At 59.5% G+C, this 22251-nt stretch carries 24 protein-coding genes, 4 tRNA genes and 1 pseudogene; 11 read left to right on the top strand and 18 right to left on the bottom strand.

Going from position 1 to position 22251, the window contains the following annotated elements; genetic code table 11:
• Nucleotides 1–51: 51 nt before the first annotated feature.
• From phnE (ACXHRN_RS12050) to phnG, 11 genes are all read right to left on the bottom strand, one after another.
• Entirely contained in the window at nt 52–1545 is a 1494-nt protein-coding gene (gene phnE, locus ACXHRN_RS12050; protein WP_488641545.1) for a phosphonate ABC transporter, permease protein PhnE, read from the bottom strand.
• 13 nt (nt 1546–1558) lie between these two features.
• Entirely contained in the window at nt 1559–2512 is a 954-nt protein-coding gene (gene phnE / locus ACXHRN_RS12045; RefSeq protein ID WP_488641544.1) for a phosphonate ABC transporter, permease protein PhnE, read from the bottom strand.
• Between the two features lie 77 nt (nt 2513–2589).
• Nucleotides 2590–3495 carry a phosphonate ABC transporter substrate-binding protein gene (phnD, locus tag ACXHRN_RS12040; RefSeq protein ID WP_488641543.1) on the bottom strand — a complete coding sequence of 302 codons (906 nt, stop codon included), beginning with the start codon at nt 3493–3495 and terminating at the stop codon, nt 2590–2592.
• An 88-nt stretch (nt 3496–3583) separates the two neighbouring features.
• Nucleotides 3584–4420, bottom strand: a complete 837-nt coding sequence (gene phnC, locus ACXHRN_RS12035) for a phosphonate ABC transporter ATP-binding protein (RefSeq protein WP_488641542.1) — start codon at nt 4418–4420, stop codon at nt 3584–3586.
• A gap of 524 nt (nt 4421–4944) precedes the next feature.
• Nucleotides 4945–5595: a DapH/DapD/GlmU-related protein gene (locus ACXHRN_RS12030; protein ID WP_488641541.1), complete on the bottom strand. Its 651-nt coding sequence runs from the start codon at nt 5593–5595 to the stop codon at nt 4945–4947.
• On the bottom strand, nt 5592–6299 hold the full coding sequence (gene phnL, locus ACXHRN_RS12025) for a phosphonate C-P lyase system protein PhnL (protein WP_488641540.1): 708 nt from the start codon (nt 6297–6299) through the stop codon (nt 5592–5594). Before phnL ends, ACXHRN_RS12030 begins: the two co-directional genes overlap by 4 nt.
• Before the next feature lie 29 nt (nt 6300–6328).
• Nucleotides 6329–7105 (bottom strand): phosphonate C-P lyase system protein PhnK, encoded by a 777-nt coding sequence (gene phnK / locus ACXHRN_RS12020; RefSeq protein ID WP_488641539.1) that lies wholly within the window; start codon nt 7103–7105, stop codon nt 6329–6331.
• Complete coding sequence (locus ACXHRN_RS12015) at nt 7105–7992, bottom strand: alpha-D-ribose 1-methylphosphonate 5-phosphate C-P-lyase PhnJ (RefSeq protein ID WP_488641538.1); 888 nt, start codon at nt 7990–7992, stop codon at nt 7105–7107. The genes phnK and ACXHRN_RS12015 overlap by 1 nt, the downstream gene beginning before the upstream one ends.
• Nucleotides 7989–9104, bottom strand: a complete 1116-nt coding sequence (locus tag ACXHRN_RS12010) for a carbon-phosphorus lyase complex subunit (protein ID WP_488641537.1) — start codon at nt 9102–9104, stop codon at nt 7989–7991. Before ACXHRN_RS12010 ends, ACXHRN_RS12015 begins: the two co-directional genes overlap by 4 nt.
• A gap of 2 nt (nt 9105–9106) precedes the next feature.
• Nucleotides 9107–9715 carry a phosphonate C-P lyase system protein PhnH gene (gene phnH, locus ACXHRN_RS12005; RefSeq protein WP_488641536.1) on the bottom strand — a complete coding sequence of 203 codons (609 nt, stop codon included), beginning with the start codon at nt 9713–9715 and terminating at the stop codon, nt 9107–9109.
• Complete coding sequence (phnG, locus tag ACXHRN_RS12000) at nt 9715–10179, bottom strand: phosphonate C-P lyase system protein PhnG (RefSeq protein WP_488641535.1); 465 nt, start codon at nt 10177–10179, stop codon at nt 9715–9717. The genes phnH and phnG overlap by 1 nt, the downstream gene beginning before the upstream one ends.
• A gap of 80 nt (nt 10180–10259) precedes the next feature.
• On the opposite strand from phnG, the gene phnF reads away from it, so the two are divergent.
• The gene (gene phnF, locus ACXHRN_RS11995) at nt 10260–11015 is read left to right on the top strand and encodes a phosphonate metabolism transcriptional regulator PhnF (protein WP_488641534.1); all 756 of its coding nucleotides are present in this window, start codon (nt 10260–10262) and stop codon (nt 11013–11015) included.
• A gap of 20 nt (nt 11016–11035) precedes the next feature.
• Here phnF and ACXHRN_RS11990 read toward each other — a convergent pair whose 3' ends face one another.
• Nucleotides 11036–12049, bottom strand: a complete 1014-nt coding sequence (locus ACXHRN_RS11990) for a L,D-transpeptidase family protein (protein WP_488641533.1) — start codon at nt 12047–12049, stop codon at nt 11036–11038.
• A 471-nt stretch (nt 12050–12520) separates the two neighbouring features.
• Between ACXHRN_RS11990 and ACXHRN_RS11985 the strand changes: the two genes are divergently transcribed.
• Entirely contained in the window at nt 12521–12859 is a 339-nt protein-coding gene (locus ACXHRN_RS11985) for a hypothetical protein (protein WP_488641532.1), read from the top strand.
• Between the two features lie 332 nt (nt 12860–13191).
• Here ACXHRN_RS11985 and ACXHRN_RS11980 read toward each other — a convergent pair whose 3' ends face one another.
• Complete coding sequence (locus ACXHRN_RS11980; RefSeq protein WP_488641531.1) at nt 13192–13824, bottom strand: TetR/AcrR family transcriptional regulator; 633 nt, start codon at nt 13822–13824, stop codon at nt 13192–13194.
• A gap of 119 nt (nt 13825–13943) precedes the next feature.
• Between ACXHRN_RS11980 and ACXHRN_RS11975 the strand changes: the two genes are divergently transcribed.
• Both ACXHRN_RS11975 and ACXHRN_RS11970 read left to right on the top strand, forming a co-directional pair.
• Nucleotides 13944–14372 (top strand): tautomerase family protein, encoded by a 429-nt coding sequence (locus ACXHRN_RS11975; protein ID WP_488641530.1) that lies wholly within the window; start codon nt 13944–13946, stop codon nt 14370–14372.
• Nucleotides 14373–14454: 82 nt separating this feature from the next.
• Nucleotides 14455–14849 (top strand): annotated as a pseudogene (locus ACXHRN_RS11970) (VOC family protein).
• A gap of 84 nt (nt 14850–14933) precedes the next feature.
• Here the strand turns inward: ACXHRN_RS11970 and ACXHRN_RS11965 are convergent.
• The 3 genes from ACXHRN_RS11965 to ACXHRN_RS11955 form a co-directional block, all read right to left on the bottom strand.
• Nucleotides 14934–15023: transfer RNA gene (locus tag ACXHRN_RS11965), tRNA-Ser, on the bottom strand.
• Between the two features lie 98 nt (nt 15024–15121).
• A tRNA-Thr gene (locus tag ACXHRN_RS11960) sits at nt 15122–15197 on the bottom strand.
• A gap of 148 nt (nt 15198–15345) precedes the next feature.
• Nucleotides 15346–16275, bottom strand: a complete 930-nt coding sequence (locus ACXHRN_RS11955) for an alpha/beta hydrolase (RefSeq protein ID WP_488641529.1) — start codon at nt 16273–16275, stop codon at nt 15346–15348.
• A gap of 127 nt (nt 16276–16402) precedes the next feature.
• On the opposite strand from ACXHRN_RS11955, the gene ACXHRN_RS11950 reads away from it, so the two are divergent.
• From ACXHRN_RS11950 to ACXHRN_RS11940, 3 genes are all read left to right on the top strand, one after another.
• A complete protein-coding gene (locus ACXHRN_RS11950; RefSeq protein ID WP_488641528.1) occupies nt 16403–17449 on the top strand; it encodes a hypothetical protein in 1047 nt (348 codons plus the stop codon).
• Between the two features lie 88 nt (nt 17450–17537).
• Nucleotides 17538–17798: a hypothetical protein gene (locus ACXHRN_RS11945; RefSeq protein WP_488641527.1), complete on the top strand. Its 261-nt coding sequence runs from the start codon at nt 17538–17540 to the stop codon at nt 17796–17798.
• 117 nt (nt 17799–17915) lie between these two features.
• Nucleotides 17916–18128 carry an alkylphosphonate utilization protein gene (locus ACXHRN_RS11940; protein WP_488641526.1) on the top strand — a complete coding sequence of 71 codons (213 nt, stop codon included), beginning with the start codon at nt 17916–17918 and terminating at the stop codon, nt 18126–18128.
• A gap of 3 nt (nt 18129–18131) precedes the next feature.
• On the opposite strand, the gene ACXHRN_RS11935 is transcribed toward ACXHRN_RS11940, so the two are convergent.
• The gene (locus ACXHRN_RS11935) at nt 18132–18995 is read right to left on the bottom strand and encodes a TrmH family RNA methyltransferase (RefSeq protein ID WP_488641525.1); all 864 of its coding nucleotides are present in this window, start codon (nt 18993–18995) and stop codon (nt 18132–18134) included.
• Between the two features lie 172 nt (nt 18996–19167).
• Here ACXHRN_RS11935 and ACXHRN_RS11930 point away from each other — a divergent pair.
• Both ACXHRN_RS11930 and ACXHRN_RS11925 read left to right on the top strand, forming a co-directional pair.
• Nucleotides 19168–19252: transfer RNA gene (locus ACXHRN_RS11930), tRNA-Tyr, on the top strand.
• A 21-nt stretch (nt 19253–19273) separates the two neighbouring features.
• Nucleotides 19274–19347 (top strand) — tRNA-Gly (locus ACXHRN_RS11925).
• 34 nt (nt 19348–19381) lie between these two features.
• On the opposite strand, the gene ACXHRN_RS11920 is transcribed toward ACXHRN_RS11925, so the two are convergent.
• Nucleotides 19382–19783, bottom strand: coding sequence for a hypothetical protein (locus tag ACXHRN_RS11920; RefSeq protein WP_488641524.1), 402 nt, complete (start codon nt 19781–19783; stop codon nt 19382–19384).
• 232 nt (nt 19784–20015) lie between these two features.
• Between ACXHRN_RS11920 and tuf the strand changes: the two genes are divergently transcribed.
• The gene (tuf, locus tag ACXHRN_RS11915; RefSeq protein ID WP_488641116.1) at nt 20016–21191 is read left to right on the top strand and encodes an elongation factor Tu; all 1176 of its coding nucleotides are present in this window, start codon (nt 20016–20018) and stop codon (nt 21189–21191) included.
• 163 nt (nt 21192–21354) lie between these two features.
• Nucleotides 21355–22248 (top strand): NAD-dependent epimerase/dehydratase family protein, encoded by an 894-nt coding sequence (locus tag ACXHRN_RS11910; protein WP_488641523.1) that lies wholly within the window; start codon nt 21355–21357, stop codon nt 22246–22248.
• Nucleotides 22249–22251 lie beyond the last annotated feature (3 nt).

Here is a 22251-nt window from a genome sequence, read left to right as displayed (position 1 = left end):
AATGAGACCAGGCTCGAAGGCAAGCCGGTGCTGTAGACGCTTTTTATGACACTAACGTGAAGCCGAGCCTATCAATTTAGAACGCAGGACGTTGGAAATTGTGTCGAAGATATAGACGACGATCAGGATCAGCACGACCATATATGCCACGTTCTCCCAGTCCGAATTGGTCCGCATCGCTTCCCAGAGTTTGAGGCCGATGCCGCCTGCACCGACGGCGCCGATGATGGTGGCAGAGCGGGTGTTGGATTCCCAGAAATACAGCGCCTGGCTGACGAATACCGGCAGCACCTGCGGTATGACGGCAAAGCGATGAATGGCGGCGGGCGCCGCACCCACGGACTTGATGCCTTCTCGCGGCTTGTTGTCGATGTTTTCCAGGGCCTCGGCATAGAGCTTGCCGAGCGTGCCGGTGTCGGTGAAAAAGATCGCCGAGATGCCGGCGAGCGGCCCGGGGCCGAAGGCGCGGGTGAAGAACAAAGCCCAGATCAGCATGTCGACCGAGCGCTGGAAGTCGAAGAAGCGCTTCGTCACCTGGTTGGCGATCTTGTTGCGGGTGATGTTGCGTGCTGCCACGAAAGCCAGCGGGAACGAAAGGATCGAGGCAAACAGCGTGCCGACGAAGGCCATGACAATGGTCTGCATCAATTTCACCCAGACATCGAGATGCTGCCAGGATGGATTGTACAGGAAATCGTTCATCGCCAGCGACGCATTACTTTCATTGGGATTGAGGCGCGGGCCGGACATGATCAACGTGTAGACTTCGCTGGTGCTCTTGCCGAAGAATTGCGAATTGGTGTCGAAGATGAAATTGGCCCAGCCGAAGAAGCGCTTGCGGATTTTCACGCGATCCGGCTCGACTTCCAGCCAGCCGGGAAAACCGAGGCTGATGATGACCTTGCCGCCGGCATAGGGTTGCGAGGCCCAGCTCGGCAGCGGCTTGCCGAGATTGATTTCCTTGCCGCCGAGCGGGATGGTCAGTACCTCGTTGCCGTTTCTGATCTCGGCGCGCTCGGTGGTGACATCAACGCTTTTCGACGAACTATAGGTGATATGCGCATGCGTGATCACCCTGTCGGTGACCGTTTCGGTCTTCTTTTCGGTGAGTGTGTTCTGTGCCTGGTTGTCCTGCCCCGTCGCCATGAAATTGAAGGCGGTAGACTTCTGCGTCGGTGCTGCAGCCTCGGCCGCGGCCGGGACATCGATCACGCGGGTGACCTTGGTCTCGTCCTTTATCAACCAGTCAGGATTGGGATTGTCGCCGAGTGATGAATTCTTCGGAAAGGCGATACGCATGGTGCCGTCGGCACCAATGCGGATGTCCGGGCGCTCCTCAAAGGTTGCCCAGTCGGCGAGATAGGCTCCCGCTAGGTTCCAGTCCGCCGACGAAAACACCCGGCCGAATGCGAAAAACCAGAAGCAGAAAGCAAAATAGGCAACTGCGCAAAGCAGGATGATCGGCAGCCGCAGCTTGCGCGAAAGCGGTACAGTCAGCAGGCCGGGGTGGCGGGCGGCGACCAGTTCCATGTCGATGGCGTTCATGGCGTGTCTCCGGCTATTGCATGAGTTGGAATGACTGCTCGCCCGCAAGCTTGCGGCGCAGCCAGGCAGAGAACTGGTCGACAGCGATAATGGTCACGAACAGCAGCGTCACGATCGCCACCGTCTTGGCGGCATGGCTCTGCGAGATCGAAAGACGCAGCAGCTCGCCGATGCCGCCGCCGCCGACGGCACCGATGATGGTGGAGGCGCGCACATTGATCTCGAGCCTGAGCAACGCATAGGAGACGAAGTTCGGCATCACCTGCGGGACGATCGCGAACCAGACGCGCTCGAACCAGTTGGCGCCCGAGGCGCGCAGACCCTCATCAGGCTTCATGTCGGCATTCTCGACGACTTCGTAGAACATCTTTCCCAGCGCGCCGACTGTGTGGATCGTCACCGCCATGATCGCCGGCACCGGGCCGAGCGAGAAGATCGCCAGGAAGAAGCCTGCAACAACGACTTCCGGAAATGCACGCAGGATTTCCATGATGCGGCGCACGAGCCCGCGCACCCACATATTGTGCATCAGGTTTTTCGCGGCGAGGAAGGATAGGGCGAAGCCGAAGGTCATGCCGATCAGCGTCGAGAAGATGGCAATATTCACCGTCTCCAGCATCTTGTAGAAATATTCGGGAATGTAGAAAGTCTGGGTAATATAGTAGCGGCCCTCGACATAATTGTACTTGAGGCTGCCGTCGTCATAGGGCGAGGGCAGGTCGAACATGGCGCGGAAGATTTCCCACGGGTCGCGCGGGATCAGTTCCTGGACGAAATCGAAGACATGCGGCAGGCGATCGAAGAATTTGCCGGAATTGGTGTCGTTGGCAAACCACAGCGAGCCGCCGAGCGCGAGCAGGAACAACACAATGCCGATGAAAGAGTAGAGGCGGCGCTTGGCCGCCAGCTCTTGCCAGTGGCGTTCGACCCGCGCACCATTTTCGCCGAGTGGGGCGATTGCCGCCATGATCTCAATCCTTTGTCGTCCAGCCGCAAAAACGCCGCCGGAAATCATTTCCGACGGCGTCTGGGTGTTTCAGTCTATCAACCGCCGATCGTCGACTTGCGGGCGTCGATGATCGGCTTGTAGAAGTCCGGCGTTACTTCCGTGAAGCTCTGGAACTCGCCGCCTTCGATCGCGGCAAAGCAGGCCGGGTCGGACTTCGGCAGGCCAAGCATGAAAGCCTTGAACTTGGTCTTCATGTCTTCGTTGAGCGAGGTGCGAACGACGATCGGGCCGTTCGGGATCAACGGCGAACGCCACAGTTCGACCAGGTCGTCCATGTTCAGGATACCCTTGTCGACCATCTTGCGCAGGTTGCCAGAGGTGTAACCATCCTTGAATTCGCCCACGCCCGAAGCAAAGGTCGTACCGGCGTCGAAGGTGCCCTTGAGCACTTCGAGGACCAGGTTTTCATGGCCGCCGCCGAAACCGGTTTCAGCAAAATATTCCTTGACCGGCGAACCGAGCTTTTCCGGCAGGGTCACGAGCGGCACGAGATAGCCAGACGTGGAATCCGGATCGGCGAAGCCGAGCTTCTTGCCCTTCAGGTCGGCGAGCGACTTGAAGCCCTTGTCCTTGCGGGCAACCATGACCGAATAGTAGCCCTTGGAGCCGTCAGTCTGGACGGTGGTCAGGATCGGCTCGACGGCCTTGGCATTGGCGAGATAGACCTTGGCATAACCGGAAGCGCCGAGTTCGGCGTAATCGAGCGTGCCGCCGAGTAGGCCCTGTACGACGCCGTCATAATCGGCAGCCGGGAACAGCGAGACCTTTTCGACGCCGATGACGGCAGGCAGCTTTTCGACGATGCACTGGTAGGACTTCAGACGGTCGGCTTCATTTTCGCCACCGATGATGCCGACGCGGAATTCCTTGAGGTCTTCAGCTGCAGCAGCGCCGGCGAGCGCGCAAAGAGCGGTCGCGGCAAAGAGGATTTTCTTCAACATGGTTCGTCTCCAGTCAGTCCGCTTGTGCGGAACATGGGTCAACTCGGATTGTGCCTTTGACGCGGGCGGGCGATTTCGGAATCGGCGCTCAGACGCCGTGCAGCACCAGCGGCTTGATTTCGGCGGATGCAGCCATCGCTGCGACCGGGGTATTGATGCTGGTTGAAGTAATGGATTCATCAAGGGTGGCGCCATCGGCGCCGTAGATCTTCTGGACGGCCTCAATATTGAGGTCCTTGGGACCGCCGTCGAACACCACGCGGCCGGCAGCCATGCCGATGATGCGCTGGCAATAGGCACGCGCCGTATCAAGCGTGTGCAGGTTGGTGATGACGGTGATGCCGTCATTCTCGTTGATGCTTTTCAGTGCGTCCATGACGATCTTGGCATTGAGCGGATCAAGCGAGGCGATCGGCTCGTCGGCGAGCAACACCTTCGGCTCCTGCATCAGGGCGCGGGCAATGGCGACGCGCTGCTGCTGGCCGCCCGAAAGCGTGCCGGCGGGCTGCAACGCACTCTGCTCGATGCCGAGGCGCTCAAGCGCGGCAATCGCCATGATCCGTTCTTCGCGGGTGAACATGTTGAGGATGCTGGAGACTGTCGAACGATGGTTGAGGCGGCCGAGCAGCACGTTGGTCAACACGTCGAGGCGCGGTACGAGATTGAACTGCTGGAAGATCATCGCGCAATCGCGATGCCATCGGCGCAGCTCGGAACCGCCGAGGCGCGATACGTCACGGTCGCCGAAACGAATCGTGCCGGATGTCGGGTCGGCCAGGCGGTTGATCATGCGGAGGAAAGTGGACTTACCGGCGCCGGAACGTCCGATGATGCCGACCATCTGGCCGGCAGGAATGTCGAGCGTGACATTGTCGACAGCAATTTTCTTGCCGAATTGTCGCGTGACATTTCTGAATTCGAACATTCCGCCAATCCCTATTTTCTTGTTTTATGCTTTGTGACCGGATTAGCTGTCTTGCTTGACGCTGCGGTGTCAGTTGAGTGACAGTTGGATGACAATCCACAGCGTCGGAAGTGGTGCAATTTCAAGCTTTGTTTACCAACGAAGCGCGGATCCTATATCGCCATCGATCGCAAACGCGTTATGATCTTGCTGGTTGCTGCAAGAGGCGTCTGCCACTATGAATTTCCATCGTGTATTAAGTGTGATCTGGAGGACTTGGCCTCGATCTGACAGGGTTGCGCTGACTTTGTTCCCGATTTTCATGATCTATGCCTCGTGCAGGATATGGAGTTTAATTGAAAACGGCAGCCGGCAGTCTATTGCCGTTTTTGTGATTATCGCCGCCCCACTTCTTGCGCTGAGTATTATTGCACTCTGTTATTCCTTCTACCGAGATGCAAAGAAGAGCATGAAAATTGCCGACCACACAGTGTCGAAGCCTAAGGTTTCCGACGGGCAATAGCCGTTGCCAATCGGCGATCCGGTTACTGCCCGCCTTCGTACTTCTCTAGAAATTCCTCCGCGCCGAGATCGCGGAAATCGTCGAGCGCGGCGCCGATCCTCGCGTGATCCCAATCCCACCAGGCGAGCTTTTCGTAGCGCTCGGCAATTTTCTCGGAAAAGCGCGGCCGGATGTTTTTCGCCGGCACGCCACCGACGATCATGTAGGGCTCGACGTCCTTGGAGACGACGGCGCCCGCACCGACAACAGCGCCGTTGCCGATCTTGACGCCCGGCAGGATGGTGGAGCCATGGCCGATCCAGGTGTCATGGCCGATCGACACATAATTGGCACGGCGTTGCGCGAAGAAGTCGGTGTCGGTCCCGGCATCCGGCCAATAGTCGCCGGAGCGATAGGTAAAGTGGTGCAAGGTCGGCCGTGTCAGCGGATGATTGGTGGCGTTGATGCGGACATTGGCGGCGATATTGGCGAACTTGCCGATCTTCGCGCACCAGATCATGCCATATTCCATCACATAGGAATAATCGTCGATCGCGGTTTCGGTGATCTTGCAGTGTTCAGTGATCTCGGTGAAACGGCCGAGCGTCGACTGGGTGATAACTGCGGTTGGGTGAACCAACGGCTCTTCGCCAAGCCTGGTGGTCAGGCTCGAGATTTCGGCTAAGTTGCTCATGCTGCGGCCTTTCGTGCGGAAAAGGAGGAGACGTCGACGATCCTGTCGGCGACGAGGTTGCGGACGTCTTCGTCGTGGAAAATCCCGAGCAATGCCGTGCCCTTGGCCTTCTTCTCGGCGATCATTTCCACCACGACGGCGCGGTTCTGCGCATCGAGCGAGGCGGTAGGCTCGTCCAGCAGCAGCACCGAATGATCGGTGATGAAACCACGGGCGATGTTGACACGCTGCTGCTCGCCGCCGGAAAAGGTCGCGGGCGGCAATTGCCACAACGCTTGTGGTAGGTTGAGGCGGGCGAGCATGGCGGCGGCAACGTCGCGTGCGCCGGCGAGCGGCACGCCACGCGCTGCCAGCGGCTCGGCGACGATGTCGAGTGCGCCGACGCGCGGGACTGTGCGCAGGAACTGGCTGACATAGCCGAGCGTCTCGCGCCGGATTTCCAGCACCTGCCGCGGATCGGCTTGCGCCAGATCGACGGTGCCGCCGCGATGGAAGATCTGGATCTCGCCGCGATTGACGCCGTAATTGCCGTAGATCATCTTGAGGATGGAGCTCTTGCCGACGCCCGAGGGACCGCCGAGCACGACACATTCACCTGCATTGACGAACAGCGAAGCATTGTGGACGACGGGCAGCGTCAGCCCGCCGCGCAGGTGCATGGTGAAGGTCTTGGCAAGACCGCTCACGACGAGAGGAGGGTGCATATCAGCGTCTCCGGTTTGATGTGTCATGTTCATGCCTGCAGAATCGAGGAGACGAGGAGCTGCGTGTAGGGCTCGCGTGGATCGTCGAGCACCCGGTCGGTCAGGCCCTGTTCGATGACATGGCCGTTCTTCATCACCATCATCCGGTGCGAGATCAGTCGCGCGACGGCGAGATCATGGGTGACGATGATCACCGACAGCGACAGGTCCTGGACGAGGCCACGCAATAGGTCGAGCAGGCGTGCCTGAACCGACACATCGAGGCCGCCGGTCGGCTCGTCCATGAAGACGAGGCGAGGGGAGGTCACCAAGTTGCGGGCGATCTGCAGACGCTGGCGCATGCCGCCGGAAAAAGCGCGCGGCTGGTCGTCGATGCGGTCTTCATCGATCTCGACGCGGCCCAGCCAGTCCACGGCCTCGGCGCGGATGTTGCCGTAGTGCCGGGCGCCGACCGCCATCAGTCGCTCGCCGACATTGGCGCCGGCCGAGACGGACATGCGCAGGCCATCGGCCGGATTCTGATGCACGAAACCCCATTCGGTGCGCATCAGCACGCGGCGCTCGGCTTCGCTCATCCGCGAAATGTCGGAGTAGCCGCTGTCGCGCATCCGGTATTGGATCATGCCCGAATCCGCAGTCAGACGTGTGGAAAGGCAATTCAGAAGCGTCGTCTTGCCGGAACCAGATTCGCCAACGATGGCAAGCACCTCGCCGGGCCAGAGATCGAAGGAAACGTTCATGCAGCCGATGCGGCTTCCGTAGAACTTGGACAAGCCCTGGATCTTGAGAAGTGGCATATCGTCCATCACGCGGCCTCCGTCGCTTCGCCGAGTTCGCCCACGTGACCGGCTTCGCGCCGGTCCTCGCAATAGTCGGTGTCCGAGCAGACGAACATCCTGCCGCCGCGGTCGTCGAGCACCACCTCGTCGAGATAGACGTTGCGGGCGCCACACAGCGCGCAGGGTTTTGAAAATTCCTGGATCTTGAAAGGGTGGTCGTCGAAATCGAGGCTGACGACATCGGTGAATGGCGGCAGCGCATAGATGCGCTTTTCGCGACCGGCGCCGAACAGCTGCAACGCCGCCGACATGTGCATTTTCGGATTGTCGAATTTCGGGATCGGCGAGGGGCTCATGACGTAGCGGCCCTCGATCTTCACCGGGTAGGAGTAGGTCGTGGCGATCTCGCCATTCTTGGCGATATCCTCGTAAAGCTTGACATGCATCAAGCCATATTCCTCAAGCGCATGCATCTTGCGGGTCTCGGTCTCGCGCGGTTCAAGGAAGCGCAAGGGTTCCGGGATCGGCACCTGGTAGACCAGCGTCTGGCCAGCCTTCAGCGTCTCTTCGGGTATCCGATGGCGCGTCTGGATGATGGTCGCGTCCGACGTCTTGGTAGTGACGGCGACATTGGCGACCTTCTGGAAGAAGGCGCGAATGGAGACGGCATTGGTGGTGTCGTCGGCGCCCTGGTCGATGACCTTCAGCACATCATCAGGGCCGATAATGGCAGCCGTGACCTGCACGCCGCCGGTACCCCAGCCATAGGGCATGGGCATTTCGCGCGACGCGAACGGCACCTGATAGCCGGGAATGGCGATCGCCTTAAGAATGGCGCGGCGGATCATCCGCTTGGTTTGCTCATCGAGGTAAGCGAAATTGTAGAGCGTTTCGCCGGTTTGAAGATCGGTCATTCTGCCGCTTCCTTCTGCGCGTCATTGTCATCGGGCCGGGCCTTGGTCGCCTCGTAGTCGGCGCGCATGCGGCGGACGAGATCGAGTTCAGCCTGGAAGTCGACATAGTGTGGTAGTTTGAGATGCTCGACGAAGCCGGTTGCCTGCACATTGTCGGAGTGGGAGATGACGAATTCCTCGTCCTGTGCCGGCGCCAGCACATCCTCGTTGAACTCACGCGCCCGAAGCGCCCGGTCGACCAGTGACATCGACATCGCTTTGCGTTCGTTCTGGCCGAAGACCAGGCCGTAGCCGCGCGTGAATTGCGGCGGCTGCTTGGCCGAGCCTTTGAACTGGGTGACCATTTGGCATTCCGTCACCTGCATCCGGCCGATCGAAATGGCAAAGCCAAGCTCGGGAATGTCGATCTCGATCTCCACATCGCCGATGCGGATTTCGCCGACAAAGGGATGACCGTTGCCGAAGCCGCGCTGGGTGGAGTAGCCGAGCGCCAGCAGGAAACCCTCGTCGCCACGCGCCAACGCCTGCAGGCGGCTGTCGCGCTCCATCGGAAATTCCAGCGGCGTGCGGGTGATGTCGCCGGTCATGTGCCCCGCATCCATCTGGCCGTCACCTTCGATCAGGTCTTCACCGGCGAGGATGTCGGAGACGCGCATGACCTTTTCGCCGCTGGCGGCCTTTTCGACAGCCGGTTCCGGCTCGGCCTCGGTGGAGAGCGCCGGGTCGATCAGCCGGTGGGTGTAGTCGAAGGTCGGCCCGAGAATCTGGCCGCCGGGCAGGTCCTTGTAGGTCGCCGAGACGCGCCGCAGCACCCGCATCGAGCCGGTGTCGATCGGCTTGGAATGGCCGAAGCGCGGCATTGTCGTCCGATGGGCACGAAGGATGAAGATCGCCTCGATCATGTCGCCACGCGCCTGCTTGAGCGCGATCGCAGCAAGGCTGCGGTCGTAGAGCGAACCCTCGGCCATGACGCGGTCGACCGACAAGGTCAGCTGCTCCATGATCTGTTCGATTGTGATGGCCGGCAACGACTGGTCGCCGCGACGCTTCTCGGCGAGAAGCTTGTGGGCATTGGCAATGGCGATCTCGCCGCCCTTGACTGCAACATACATGCTCAAGCTCTCCCTTTGCGGATGCGCGTCGTGCGCGGCAGGCAGGTGACGTCGGATCCCGCGACCAGGATCAGGTCGACGCCGCGCGGAAAATGCGCACCGTTCTGCCGCCACAGGCTTTCGAAATGGTCGGGCAGGCCGACAGGCGCGATCACCGCGGTTTCGGCAATGCCCGGTCCTTCGAGTGTGTATTCGATGCCGCCCGTCAGGCTGGCGATCTCGACGACGATGGTGGCCGAGCGATCGGGATATTCCTGTTCGCCAACCGAGAAGCTCGAAAGTGCCGGCAGGCCGCTTGCCTGGTCGACAAAAGCAAATTGTGCCTCCGTGCGGTCGTCCGTCACCAGCGCGCCAGTCTGGAAGGCGAGCCAGCCGGGAACACCGGCTTCGACCAGCGGCAGCGACAGGGCCACCGGGGTGTCGTGATCACAAAGCGTCAGCGCAATTGCGCCGGCGCCCTTGCTCATCGGTTCGGGCGGCGCGACGGCAGGCGTCAGAGTGTGGATGGTGCCGGGCTCGGCCATGGCGTCCATCAGCGACTTGAACACGGACTGGGAGTTGAAGACCGGATCGGTGAAGCCGCCGGTATAGGCTTGGTTCTGGTAGGCCATCAATCGTCTCCCCGGACCATGGTGAAGAACTCGACTCGGGTCGCAGCCGTGCGCTCTGCCTGCGCTCGGTCTTCCTCGGAGCGGGCGGTGGAGATACTGGCAAGCAATGCATCGATCGCCGCGACATGTTCCGGGCGCTGGTAGAGCGCATCAAACACCGCGATCAATTCAGCTTTCCGCTTGGAGAGACCGAGGCAGTGACCGTGGCCGATCTCACCGCTTTCCAGCCGGATGGTGGCGCGGCTGACGCTGGCCTCGCCGAGATTGAAGGGCGAACCGCCGCCACCGATCCGGCCGCGTATCATCACCAGGCCGGTCTCGGGACCGCGCACGATCTGATGTCGCGGCGGCTCGGGGAGTTTGGACCATGCGTCCACGAGATCAGCTTCATCAGCCTTTGCCAGGATCGCCATCCCGATCCGGCGCCGCTCCAGACCATTATCGGCCTGCGTTTCGATTGCCATTGTCTTTACTCCAGATGTCTATTAGTCTAGATAACTAGACATATTTCTCTGGTAGCCCTTCCTTATGACAGGCATGTGACATGGATCATGGATTTTCGGGTCAGGACTTCGCGATCGACCGCCACGGCGGCGTATCCGCCTGGAAGCAGATTGCCGACAAGATCAGCCGCTCGATCCGGTCGGGCGAGTTCGACCATACCGGCCGCGTGCCGCCGGAAACGGTGCTGGCAGAACGCTTCGGGGTCAACCGGCACACAGTGCGCAACGCGCTGGCGGCGCTGGTGGAAGAGGGGCTTCTGAGCCGCGTCCAGGGTCGCGGTACGATGATCGAGAAACGCGAGAAGCTGGTGTTTCCGATCACGCGCCGAACGCGCTTCACCGAAGGACTAGGCCAGCAGGCGGGCGCCATCACGCGCGAAGTGGTCCGCTCCGATATCCGGCCGGCGCGCAAGGATATTGCCGAGGCGCTGCATCTGAAAGAGGGCGAGCCGCTCGCCTGCATCTTCATGATCGGCTTTGCCGACCAGCAGCCGGTCTCGCTCGCCACCACCTATTTTCCGGAGGCACGCTTTGCCAATATCGGCGAACTGATCTCCCATCACCATTCGGTGACAAAGGCGCTCAATGCGCTGGGTGTGGCCGACTATGTTCGGGTTTCGACCGATGTCACCGGCAGGACCGCGTCAACAGAGGAAGCAGCCTATCTCAAGCTTTCCGGAGGATCGGTGGTGCTGGAAGCCGTGTCGCTGAATGCGGATCTGGATGGCGTGCCGATCCAGTATTCGCGCACTGTGTTCGCCGCAGACCGGATCGCACTACGCTTCGACACGCCTTAGGGGAACTCGGACGGGTCGGTTTAGTTGTCGATTTTCTCGAAGGGATCGGATAGCGCCGCTTCCGGCCGGCTGATCGGATACTTGATCGACGACACCTTGGCAGCCATGCGCTTGGGCCCCATTCGCTTCAACTGCTCGCGAAAACTCTTGTGCATTCCGCCGTCGGCATAAGCGCTGGCGTAGGAGGTTGATAGCGCATCGATCTGCTGCTCCTGCGTCGACGCCGTCAGCGTCGGGTCGGTGCCGATATCGGCGGGGCAGGCGGCCATAGGGTCGTCCGGCTCGCCATCCGCAAACGTCTTGTTGATGACATAGTGGCCGCCGCAGGCCGAAATTTTCAATTCCTGCTTGGTGCGTTCGAATGCATCATAGCCAACCTTGAGGTCGCGCCAGAAAGACATGTTGGGGTCGTGGGCATTCTGCGCCATGTTCTGCGCCGTCATGCGGAACGGATAGGCTTGCACCTGGAACTCGGTCTGGCCGCTTTGCAGCGCCTTGTTGGCCAATGCGAAGATTTCGTAGACACCCTGGTCCGACATGGCGAAGCAGCCTGCCGACGAGCAGGCGCCGTGTACCATCAGCGCTTCGCCGGAATAGCCGAGCGCGCTTTCAAGCCGGTTCGGATAGCCAAGATTGAACGAGAGGTAATATTTCGACTTCGGGTTCAGCATGCTGGTCGAAACTTCGTAGAAGCCCTCGGGCGCCTGGCGGTCACCGATTTGCTTCTTCGGGCCCAGCTTTCCGGACCAGCGGCAGATCGGATAGGTCTTGAACAGCGCATATTGGCCGTTCGATTTCTTTTTCCAGACCTCGAGTTCGCTCTCTTCCTTGAAGATGCGCACCAAGACGGCATCCTGCTGACGAAAGCCCTTGCGGCTGATTTCGCCGGCAAGCTTCGGCGAGATGGTCGTCTGCGGCGCGATATCGGAGAGATTGGTCGAGCAGCCCGAGACGACAGCGAGGGCAATGCCAGTCGCTGCGCCAAGCGCAATCTTCGTCAAAGTCGATATGGACTGGCTATTCGTCAGAGACATAAAACGGCTTCCGGCGTATTTCGTCGTCAATGGATAGGTGGATGCGAGAATCGTCCCATAGGGGCCGATCCAGGCTTTTTCAGGGTCGCTCATACACTATCATCGGGCCGAATGGTTAGTGAAAGGTTAGCGCCACCTTCCATGTCGACCTGCATCAGATCACTTCTGGCTTGCTGGTGGCTTGTCGGGCGTCATGAATGATACCGTGACATTGGCACGGTCTGACAATCGTCGGCGGATCGACCATCCGATCCCGAAGGGACCTACGGGAGTGGAAAAGAAAGTTCCAGAAAAAACTTCTAACCGGATATCTACTGCGTAGCCTGAGGGGAGCACCGCCGGCGGCATCGCACCTTGCGAAGCGATCGTCTGGATGAACGACGCATTCACATCCGGTTCAGTCGATGAGATCTAGAACCATCCCATACGAGAATGAAACGCTGAGGTTTCGGCTCGAGTTGGGAGAACACCATGAAGAAGATTATCATTGGCGCGCTTGCCGCTGTTATGGCGACTGTCTCGCTTGCATCCGTCGCCCAAGCTGACGGCCGTGATCGGGGCGAAGACTGGCGCCGCGATGGCCGGCATCACGAAAGCTGGCGTCACGACAACCGCCGCGACGACCGCTGGCGCCACAACGGCTGGCGTCATGAAGCATGGCGCCACGATCGCTGGCGCGGCGGCTACTGGGGCGGCCCACGCGTCATCATCGAGCCGACCTACTACAACGACTATTGCTTCATCAAGAAGGTTCGTCGCTACGACGATTGGGGTAATGTCTACATCAAGCGCGTTCGCGTCTGCCGCTGATCGGCAACTCGCCTCGTAAACATTGAAAGCCCGGCAAATAGCCGGGCTTTTTGCGACAAAGCCGGCGATATCGGCAATTGGAAACGATATGTGGGAAATATATCGGCGGATGGGTAGCCACGAGGCCACAAGCCACGCAATGGCTCCATATGGCTGATTTCCCCAACTCAGGCGTGTTCGTGCATCGGCGGAAGACCGGCACCTTCGCTTTGGCTAAAAGCGAATCCTCCCTCCTATTGCCGCCTTGAGAGTGTAGCTGTCTCAATCGGCCGGCCGCACCTGACGAAGATGAGCACTATATGTACGCTATAGCCCTCTAACGCCGCACAATTTTAATGGTCGGCAGAACTCGAATGCGCGCTGTCCAGTGCTTTCTGGCCGGTCAAGCGTAACGCTGCCTGCGCTACGAGGTGGGCGATGCGGTCCGACAACTCCGGGTCCGATACGGCTCGGGCAAGCGTAACGCCTCCGCTGAGCATGGCGAGCAGTACGATCGCCTGATCTTTTTGCGAACCGACGGGCGTGCCTGGCGCATCATTCTCCGGCAAACCTGCGGCGACCTCTTCGACGAGGCGCTTCAACTCTGCCGTATAAGCAGCGCGCGTATCGTCGTCCGCTCGCATCACGTCGGTGGACAGGCTCGGCAAGGCACAGCTTTCGCCGAGATCGCAGGTCCGTTTGTAACCAAGATAGAATCCCACGAAGGTCGTCAGCCAGCTCGTCTGTTCGCTGCCTTTGAGCGCTGCAATCCCTTGCCGTAACTCTTCCAAGCCTGACAGCACGGCGGTGCGGAAGGCTTCGCTCTTGGACTTAAAGTGCCCATAGAAGGCGCCGTTAGTCACGCCGGCGGCCTTGGTCAATGCTTCGATGCCGCCGCCACCATAGCCCTCCTTTCGGAAAACCCGGCCCGCCGCCGCCACGATCTTGGATTTGGTCTCCTGTTTATGCTCGGGGCTGTAGCGCATAGCCGTCCTTATTAAGAGTGATCACTCTTTATCTCTTGCATAGAGAGTGATCTGTGTTTATCGATAGAGAGCATTCGGTATATATCAAATGCCGTTCCTGTTCAAATGAGGAGAACTCCATGCCCATTACGCTCACCGTGCCCGAAGGTCTGCTATCGCCACAAGCGCAGGCCGAGGCCTTTTCCGGACTGACAGACGCGCTTCTCGAAGTCTCGGGTCTGACCGGGAATGCCTTCATGACACCCAACATCGTCGGGTCGATCAACGTGCTGCCCAAGGAGCATGTCCTTGCCGGTGGCAAGGTGGTGGCGGCAGCTTTTGTCGAACTCAAGCTCCCCGAGATCGCGCTGGCGACACCTGAGGCGAAAAGCGCTTTTATTAAGAAGGCAACGGATATCGTCGAAAAGGCGGCCGGGGGCCGGCTGAAGCGTGAACATATCTGGTCAAACATCGTCTACGCTCCGGAAGGAGCTTGGGGCATCGCCGGCCGCAGCTACGACAATGCTAGCTTGGTCGAGGCCATTGTGGGCACCGGTGTCGCCCCGTAGCGTTTCGCATCTCTAAATTCCTCAAAGCTGGACTGCGAGACGCGAAGATTTCGCGGTCTGGTACCTTACTGGAGGCCATGCCATGCAGCTTGCTAACTATCTCTTTTTTACGACCCAGTGTGAAGCAGCGCTCGACTTCTATACCGAATGTGGCCTTGGTCGGGTCACGGCGCTCATGCGTCATGGCGACCACGGAGTGCCGCTCGCCGGTGAGGGCATGCGGGGCAAAGTCATGCACGCCCGCTTCGAGGGACCTGGTCTTCTGTTCTTCGCCTCGGACAATCACGATGCCGAGCCGATGCGAGGCTCCGCTCACATGCTCATCATGGATGATCGCGCCACCACAGACAGATTGTTCGCGGTGCTCGCCGATGGCGGCAGGATTACCACACATCTCGCGGTGCAGCCGTGGGGAGTTATTACGGCAAACTCACCGATCGGTTCGGTGTCCAGTGGATGTTGGACTGCCTATCGTAGTCTGCCGTGTGATAGCCATGCGGTGATCGGAGTGTCATGTAGCTGCCGCGCAGAATATCGTGCCGTAGCGTGCAATCGGCGGTTTGGCGGATGGGGTGGGATTCGAACCCACGGTACGGTTTCCCGCACGCCGGTTTTCAAGACCGGTTCCTTAAACCACTCGGACACCCATCCAGCTTGGTCACGTGCGGCTTTTACCAGCTTTGGCAGTCGCGTCAACAGGTGCACGTAGCCTACTGGCATCGAACTTTAGCGAAAGTGGAAAAGAAAAATGGTGCCCCCAGCAAGACTCGAACTCGCGACCCCCTGATTACAAATCAGGTGCTCTACCAACTGAGCTATAAGGGCATTTCGGGGAGGGAGTTAGCACATTCTGCCGCGCTTTCAAGCGAAAAATGTCCGCGTGGCGGCTGCGTCCCGGATTTGCGGCTTTGGCGATAGAAAATCCCGGCGGATTGCGCCGCCGGGAGTTCGGCTTCTCAAAGGGACAGGGAGATCAAAGCAGCGAATCGATGTAATTCGCCACGGTATCCGTATAGGCCGTCGAGGTGCCGAGCTTGCTGTTGACCTCCGCGGAGGACAGCGCTTGGGGCGACACCGTGATCTGCACGCCGGCATTCTCGGCGGCATTGGCAAATGCGTTGGCTTTGGCGCAGGTGTTGGCAGTGCTTTCCGCGGAGCAGACCACCAGCATCGGCAGGCCAGACGACGCCACGAGATGGCTTGGCGACGAATCTTCCCAGAATTCGACATTCGAGCCGAAGGCGGTGTCATAGACCGAATCGTGATCGGAACTCATGATGGCCGGAATGTTGAGCGCAGGCGTTTCCAGCACCACTGCACCAGCCCAGACCGAAGCGCCCTGGTCCGACGCCAGCGAGGGATTGGACGACAACAGTGCGACCAGATGGCCGCCGGCGCCGGTGCCCATGAGCACGATCTTGTTCTTGTCGGCGTTCCAGTTCGGCGCGCTCTTTTGGATGTTGGCGATGGCCAGAGCCACGTCGGCGGCCTGGATCAGCGGATCCTTCTTGGGCAGCAGGCGATAGTTGAGCGACACGAAGACATAACCCTTCGACACCCAGTAACCCGCCTTGGCTTCGGCGACATTGGCATCCTGCTTGTCGCCGCTGGTCCACTCGCCGCCATGCACCATGACGATGATCGGCGCGTCGGACCGGCCTTCCGGCATGTAGACGTCATATTTCTGTGCATCGTCCAGGCCATAGGGAATGTCGACCGAGACGGTCGCGCCGCTGACGCTGGAAAATTCGCTGCGGAAATTGGCGGTCATCGTGTCCGACTGGAAGTCGAACAGCGGATTGACCGACGTCGCCATGCCGGATGGCACTGCACCGAAAAAGGTCAGGATGGCTGCGCTTGCGAGGCACTTGGCTATGGAGATCTTCGAGACCTGGAAACCCATGTTCAACCCTTCCGGTTTGCGATATGGCTTTGGACGCTCGAATAGGAATATGAAAGCCGACATTATGCAACCGCTTCCTGTCGGAATGGTTGCGCCGAAGTTTCATGGAGGAATTGGAATGCATCTGGTGTGCCGAAATGAAACAGGACTGCCGTCAAGTGCTGGCTTTCTCGGCGCTTTGAGGATCGCCTTGCTGTCCGGGCTGGTGGTCATGGGCGGGCCGGTTTGGGCCCAGCAGGACGCGCCGATGGACGATCAGGACAGCGTCACGATCACCTGTGACGACGGCACCGAGTTGCAGGCGGCCTTCGATGACAGCGGCGTCCAGATCACCTTCGCCGACGGCAAGAAGGTGTCCCTGCCTCAAACCAAGAGCAATGACGACGGCTACTCTTACTCCAACGGCAAGTTCACGCTGAGCGGTAATGACGAAAGTGCGGAGTGGATAATCGGCAGGAAGGTGCCCGTCGCCTGCAAGATCAAGGATGACACCCCGCCGACGCCTTTCGATGCGCCAATCACCATCGATGCCGATCCATTGCCGGCCGACAAGGCCAATCCCGATGCCCAGCCGCAGGTCAATTGCTATCGGTTCCCCGGCTTCATGGTCAAGGAAGTCGATCTTGGCGAGAAGGGGGCGGAAAAGCTGGCGATCACGCCACAGAACGCCGCCTGCAAGCGCGATGCGGCCAAGGACGAGAAAGTGGTGAAGGACGACATCGCCGGTTATTTCCTCGGCGTGAAGGGCAACTTCGCTTTCTTCCAGGGATCGGATGGCTGGGACGGCGGCATGCCATTCGTCGTCTATGATGCCAAGACGATGAAGCGACTGTTCGAAGACAGTTTTGAGGGGGAGGATTTCCACTCCATCGATACCGACGGCACCAACCTGACGCTCAATTTCCGCCGTTCCTACACCGCCGATTGCTCGCTTTATCTCGATGGCGGCGATTGCGCGGCGAGGCTCAGGAAGATGATTGGTCTGGGCGGTATCGCAAAGATCCCCGAATGCGGCCCGGCCTACGAAGCCGAGAAGAAGCGGACGCCGGACTACGCCAAGGAGATCGAGCAGCTGCCCAGCGTCATCTCCTACGAGGCAGTACTGAAGTTCGATGGCAAGATGGTCAATGTCAGCCCGATGGCCGGCGACACCGGCTGCCACGTGCCCGACTAATCCCGCAGAGTGGCTCGCTATAGCCGGCTTTACCACGCTTGAGGGGAGGCGTATTCTCAAGGGTATGGAAAGCCGTGGAGGCCATGCCATGCCCGCGCAGAGATTCTTGCTTGCCGCGACTTTGCTGGCGATCTTGCCAGCCACATCAGCTGACGCCCACAACTGTAAATGCCGCAATCGCGGCGTGATGTTCGAGCTTGGCCAGACGTCCTGCCTGAGGGTCGATGGGCGAAGCTATCTGGCGCGCTGCGAGATGAAGCTCAATGTGTCCTCATGGACGGAGATCGGCGACGGTTGCCCGGTAACGTCAAGGCAAAGAAATATGAGCGAGCCGCAACAGGGCTCATGAGCTCGGCCTAGCCCAGAAGGTGTTGCCGGGCGGTATCGACAGGCCCTGCCTGCCCGTGATATCGCCCGGTCTCAATTTTCAGAGCCAGTCTCAATTTTCACAGGAAGTCATCGCACCATGGACGTCAGGGATTCGAACGGCACCATTCTCGCCGAGGGTGACAATGTCACCCTCATCAAGGATCTCAAGGTCAAGGGGACCTCGGAGACTCTCAAGCGCGGCACCGTGATCAAGGGCATCCATCTGACCGACGACCCCGACGAAGTCGAATGCCGTCATGCCAAGATCAAGGGTCTGGTGCTCAGAACAGAATTCCTCAAGAAGGCGTGAGGATCACGCCTTCAGGTGGTTGCGGGCCGCATAGAGCGAAATCGCCGCGGCATTCGACACGTTCAGCGACTTGATCGCGCCGGGCATGTCGAGGCGAGCCAGGGCATTGCAGGTTGCCTGCGTCTTCTGGCGCAGGCCCTTTCCTTCTGCGCCGAGCACGAGGGCAATCTTCTCGCCCGAAAACGTGCCTTCCAGCGGCTGTGGTCCATCCGAATCAAGCCCGATCGTCTGAAAGCCGAGCTTGTGCAGCTCTTCCAGCGCATCGGCAAGATTGGCGATCTGGATATAGGGAATGAGCTCGAGCGCACCCGATGCGGATTTCGCCATCACGCCCGATTCGGTCGGTGAATGCCGCTCCGTCGTCACGACAGCGCCGGCATCGAAGGCCACGGCGGAACGCAGGATTGCGCCGACATTGTGCGGATCGGTGACCTGGTCAAGCACCAGAATCAGCGGCTTGTCACGCAACGAATCGAGCTTGCGCACGGGCAGGGGACGCGCTTCGAGCAAAACGCCCTGATGGATGGCGTCGGGGCCGAGATGCTTGTCGATCTCGTGCGGTGCGACCATGTCGATCGGGAAGGCGAATTGCTCGGTGTCGCCGAGTTCGAGCCGCGCAAGCGCGTTCTGCGTCACCATCAGCTTGAGAATCTTGCGATCCGGATTGGCGATGGCCGCTTTCACCGTATGCAGGCCGTAAAGTAGCACTGTGTCGGGTGCCAGCGGCGGTGCTTTCCAGTCGCCGGGCGCCTTTTTCTTGAAAGGTGCGGCAGGGGGCAATTCCCCGCGTTCCCGCTTCTGGTCGCGATGGGCGCGTCTGAGAGTGGCGTAGTGGGTGTCTTTGGGTGTTTTGGTATCTTTGGTCATGTGATCGCTATAGTCGGTCTCCGCGGCCAGGTCACTCCGGCAGCACTGAATAAGCCCAATTTTTTTGCTCCCCCATGTTGACAGGGCATATTTGGGCGGTCATATACCCGGCCCAGATTGCAGGACGATTTGCAGTCGGAAGTGCTTGGTCGCTTGATCCGGACGAAAGAATGGAGAGATGCCCGAGTGGTTAAAGGGGACGGACTGTAAATCCGTTGGCTCAGCCTACGTTGGTTCAAATCCAACTCTCTCCACCATTCGTCATCGGATCGAACGAGGCGGGTATAGCTCAATGGTAGAGCAGCAGCCTTCCAAGCTGAATACACGGGTTCGATTCCCGTTACCCGCTCCAGTTGGCTTGATTTCTTCGACATTGCTACATTGCATTACTTGCCGAGATCACCTGGTTCCGGCGGACATTGTGCGTTGCGCGCCAATTGATAGACCGGTTCCTGCACATCGAAGGTGCAGTCGTATTGGTAGAACAATTTGGGCACCCGCTCATGGGCCATCGACACCGTGTCGATGGCGATCTGCTTTTGCGGATGCTGCTTTCTCAGCGCTATCAGCAACGTCAGGCATTCATTGCCGGGCGAGGCACCGGCAGCGATCCATTCCGATTGCCGGATGATGGGTTCAAGTCGCGTCCAGCTTTCGACGCCGTTTGCCGCGATCCGGCAGGCCGGATAGCATAGGTTGAATCGCCGGCAGACGTCAGGCCATATCCACCACGCCGTGAGGCCGATCGCGAAAACTGCGAGAACAACGCCGGGCGTCCGAGCTCCCATTTCGGCTATCTCCTCCGCCCGATATCTGAGCTCTTGTTTCGCAAGTGTCCGTCCGAGCCCATCCAGACACTTGAAAACGCGGACAAATTCACCATGTTCGGCTGCACGGCCGGGGTTGCTAGCAGTTTCAACAATTTTGCTTGCGCATTACAAGCGAAACCTCTAAACGGCTGCGCAACCCGGCCCGGTTCACGGGCTGGCAGCCGTCTTTCGACAATAGGGATGCATCCAAATGGCAAAGAGCAAATTCGAGCGGAACAAGCCGCACGTCAACATTGGCACGATCGGTCACGTCGACCACGGCAAGACGTCGCTGACGGCTGCGATCACCAAGTATTTCGGTGAATACAAGGCGTATGACCAGATCGACGCTGCTCCGGAAGAAAAGGCCCGCGGCATCACCATTTCGACGGCGCACGTCGAATATGAAACGGCTGCCCGCCACTACGCCCACGTTGACTGCCCCGGCCACGCCGACTACGTCAAGAACATGATCACCGGTGCCGCACAGATGGACGGCGCGATCCTGGTGTGCTCGGCCGCTGACGGCCCGATGCCGCAGACCCGCGAACACATCCTCTTGGCCCGCCAGGTTGGCGTGCCTGCCATCGTCGTGTTCCTCAACAAGGTCGACCAGGTCGATGATGCCGAGCTTCTCGAACTCGTTGAGCTCGAAGTGCGCGAACTGCTGTCGTCCTACGACTTCCCGGGCGATGAAATCCCGATCATCAAGGGTTCGGCTCTGGCCGCGCTTGAAGATTCCGACAAGAAGATCGGCGAAGACGCGATCCGCGAACTGATGGCAGCGGTTGACGCCTACATCCCGACGCCGGAACGTCCGATCAACCTGCCGTTCCTGCTGCCGATCGAAGACGTGTTCTCGATCTCGGGCCGTGGTACGGTTGTGACCGGTCGCGTCGAGCGTGGCATCGTCAAGGTTGGCGAAGAAGTCGAGATCGTCGGCATCCGCGCCACCACCAAGACGACGGTGACCGGCGTTGAAATGTTCCGCAAGCTGCTCGACCAGGGCCAGGCCGGCGACAACATCGGCGCGCTGATCCGCGGCGTCACCCGTGACGGCGTCGAGCGTGGCCAGATCCTGTGCAAGCCGGGTTCGGTCAAGCCGCACAAGAAGTTCATGGCCGAAGCCTACATCCTGACCAAGGAAGAAGGCGGCCGTCATACGCCGTTCTTCACCAACTACCGCCCGCAGTTCTACTTCCGTACGACTGACGTGACCGGTATCGTGAGCCTGCCGGAAGGCACGGAAATGGTCATGCCTGGCGACAACGTCACGGTGTCTGTCGAACTGATCGTGCCGATCGCCATGGAAGAAAAGCTGCGCTTCGCCATCCGCGAAGGCGGCCGTACCGTCGGCGCCGGCATCGTCGCTTCGATCATCGAATAACGATCGACAGGGCGTAAGCCTCAATTGATCGGTCTTCGGAGCCCCGCTGGCAACAGCGGGGCTTTTTGCATTCGTCCGGGTTCTTGCAGTTCCCTGCTGCGCGCACTGGCTATTGTCATATGAATTCGCTAGACCTTCGCGACACGATTGCGGAGGAACGATCATGAAGAAGCGCATTCTTTTCACCGGCGGTTCGGGCAAGGCAGGACGGCACATGGTGCCGTGGCTGATCAATGCCGGATACGAGGTTCACAATATCGATCTGGTGCCGCTCGACAGCCCTGGCGTGACCAATCTGATCGTCGATATCACCGATGCAGGACAGGTGTATAACGCGCTGTCCATGCATCGGGATTTCCCCGACATGGAGCAGGGTAATGGCCCCCAGCCCTTCGATGCCGTGGTGCATTTCGCAGCGATCCCGCGCATCCTGATCAAGCCCGACAACGAGACATTCCGCATCAACACGATGGGCACCTACAATGTCATCGAGGCGGCGGTGAAGCTGGGTGTTCGCAAGATCATCGTCGCATCGAGCGAGACGACCTATGGCGTCTGCTTTGCCGAAGGTCACCGCGATTTCCACCAGTTCCCGCTGGACGAAGACTATGATGTCAATCCGATGGACTCTTATGGTCTTTCCAAAGTGCTAAACGAGAAGACGGCGCGCGCCTTCGCCGAACGTTCCGGCGCCGATATCTATGCGCTGCGCATCGGCAATGTCATCGAACCACACGAATACGAGCTTTTCCCGAAATTCTTCGCCAATCCGGAAATGCGCAAGCGCATCGCCTGGTCCTACATAGATGCGCGCGATCTGGCGCAGATCGTCCATCTCTGCATCGAGAAGGACGGCATGGGCTATCAGGTCTTCAATGCCGCCAATGACACCGTCTCGGCCAACACGCCAAGTCGCGAACTCGCCGCGCGCTTCTTCCCGAATGTGAAATTCACGCGCGAAATCGGCGAGTACGAGAGCCTGCTGTCCAACCGAAAGATCCGCGAAGTGCTCGGCTTCAAGGAAGAGCACGACTGGCGGAAATACGTGAAGGTTTAGTCA

The organism is Shinella sp. OV683, assembly GCF_057787725.1.
This window is presented reverse-complemented; position numbering and strand designations above follow the sequence as displayed.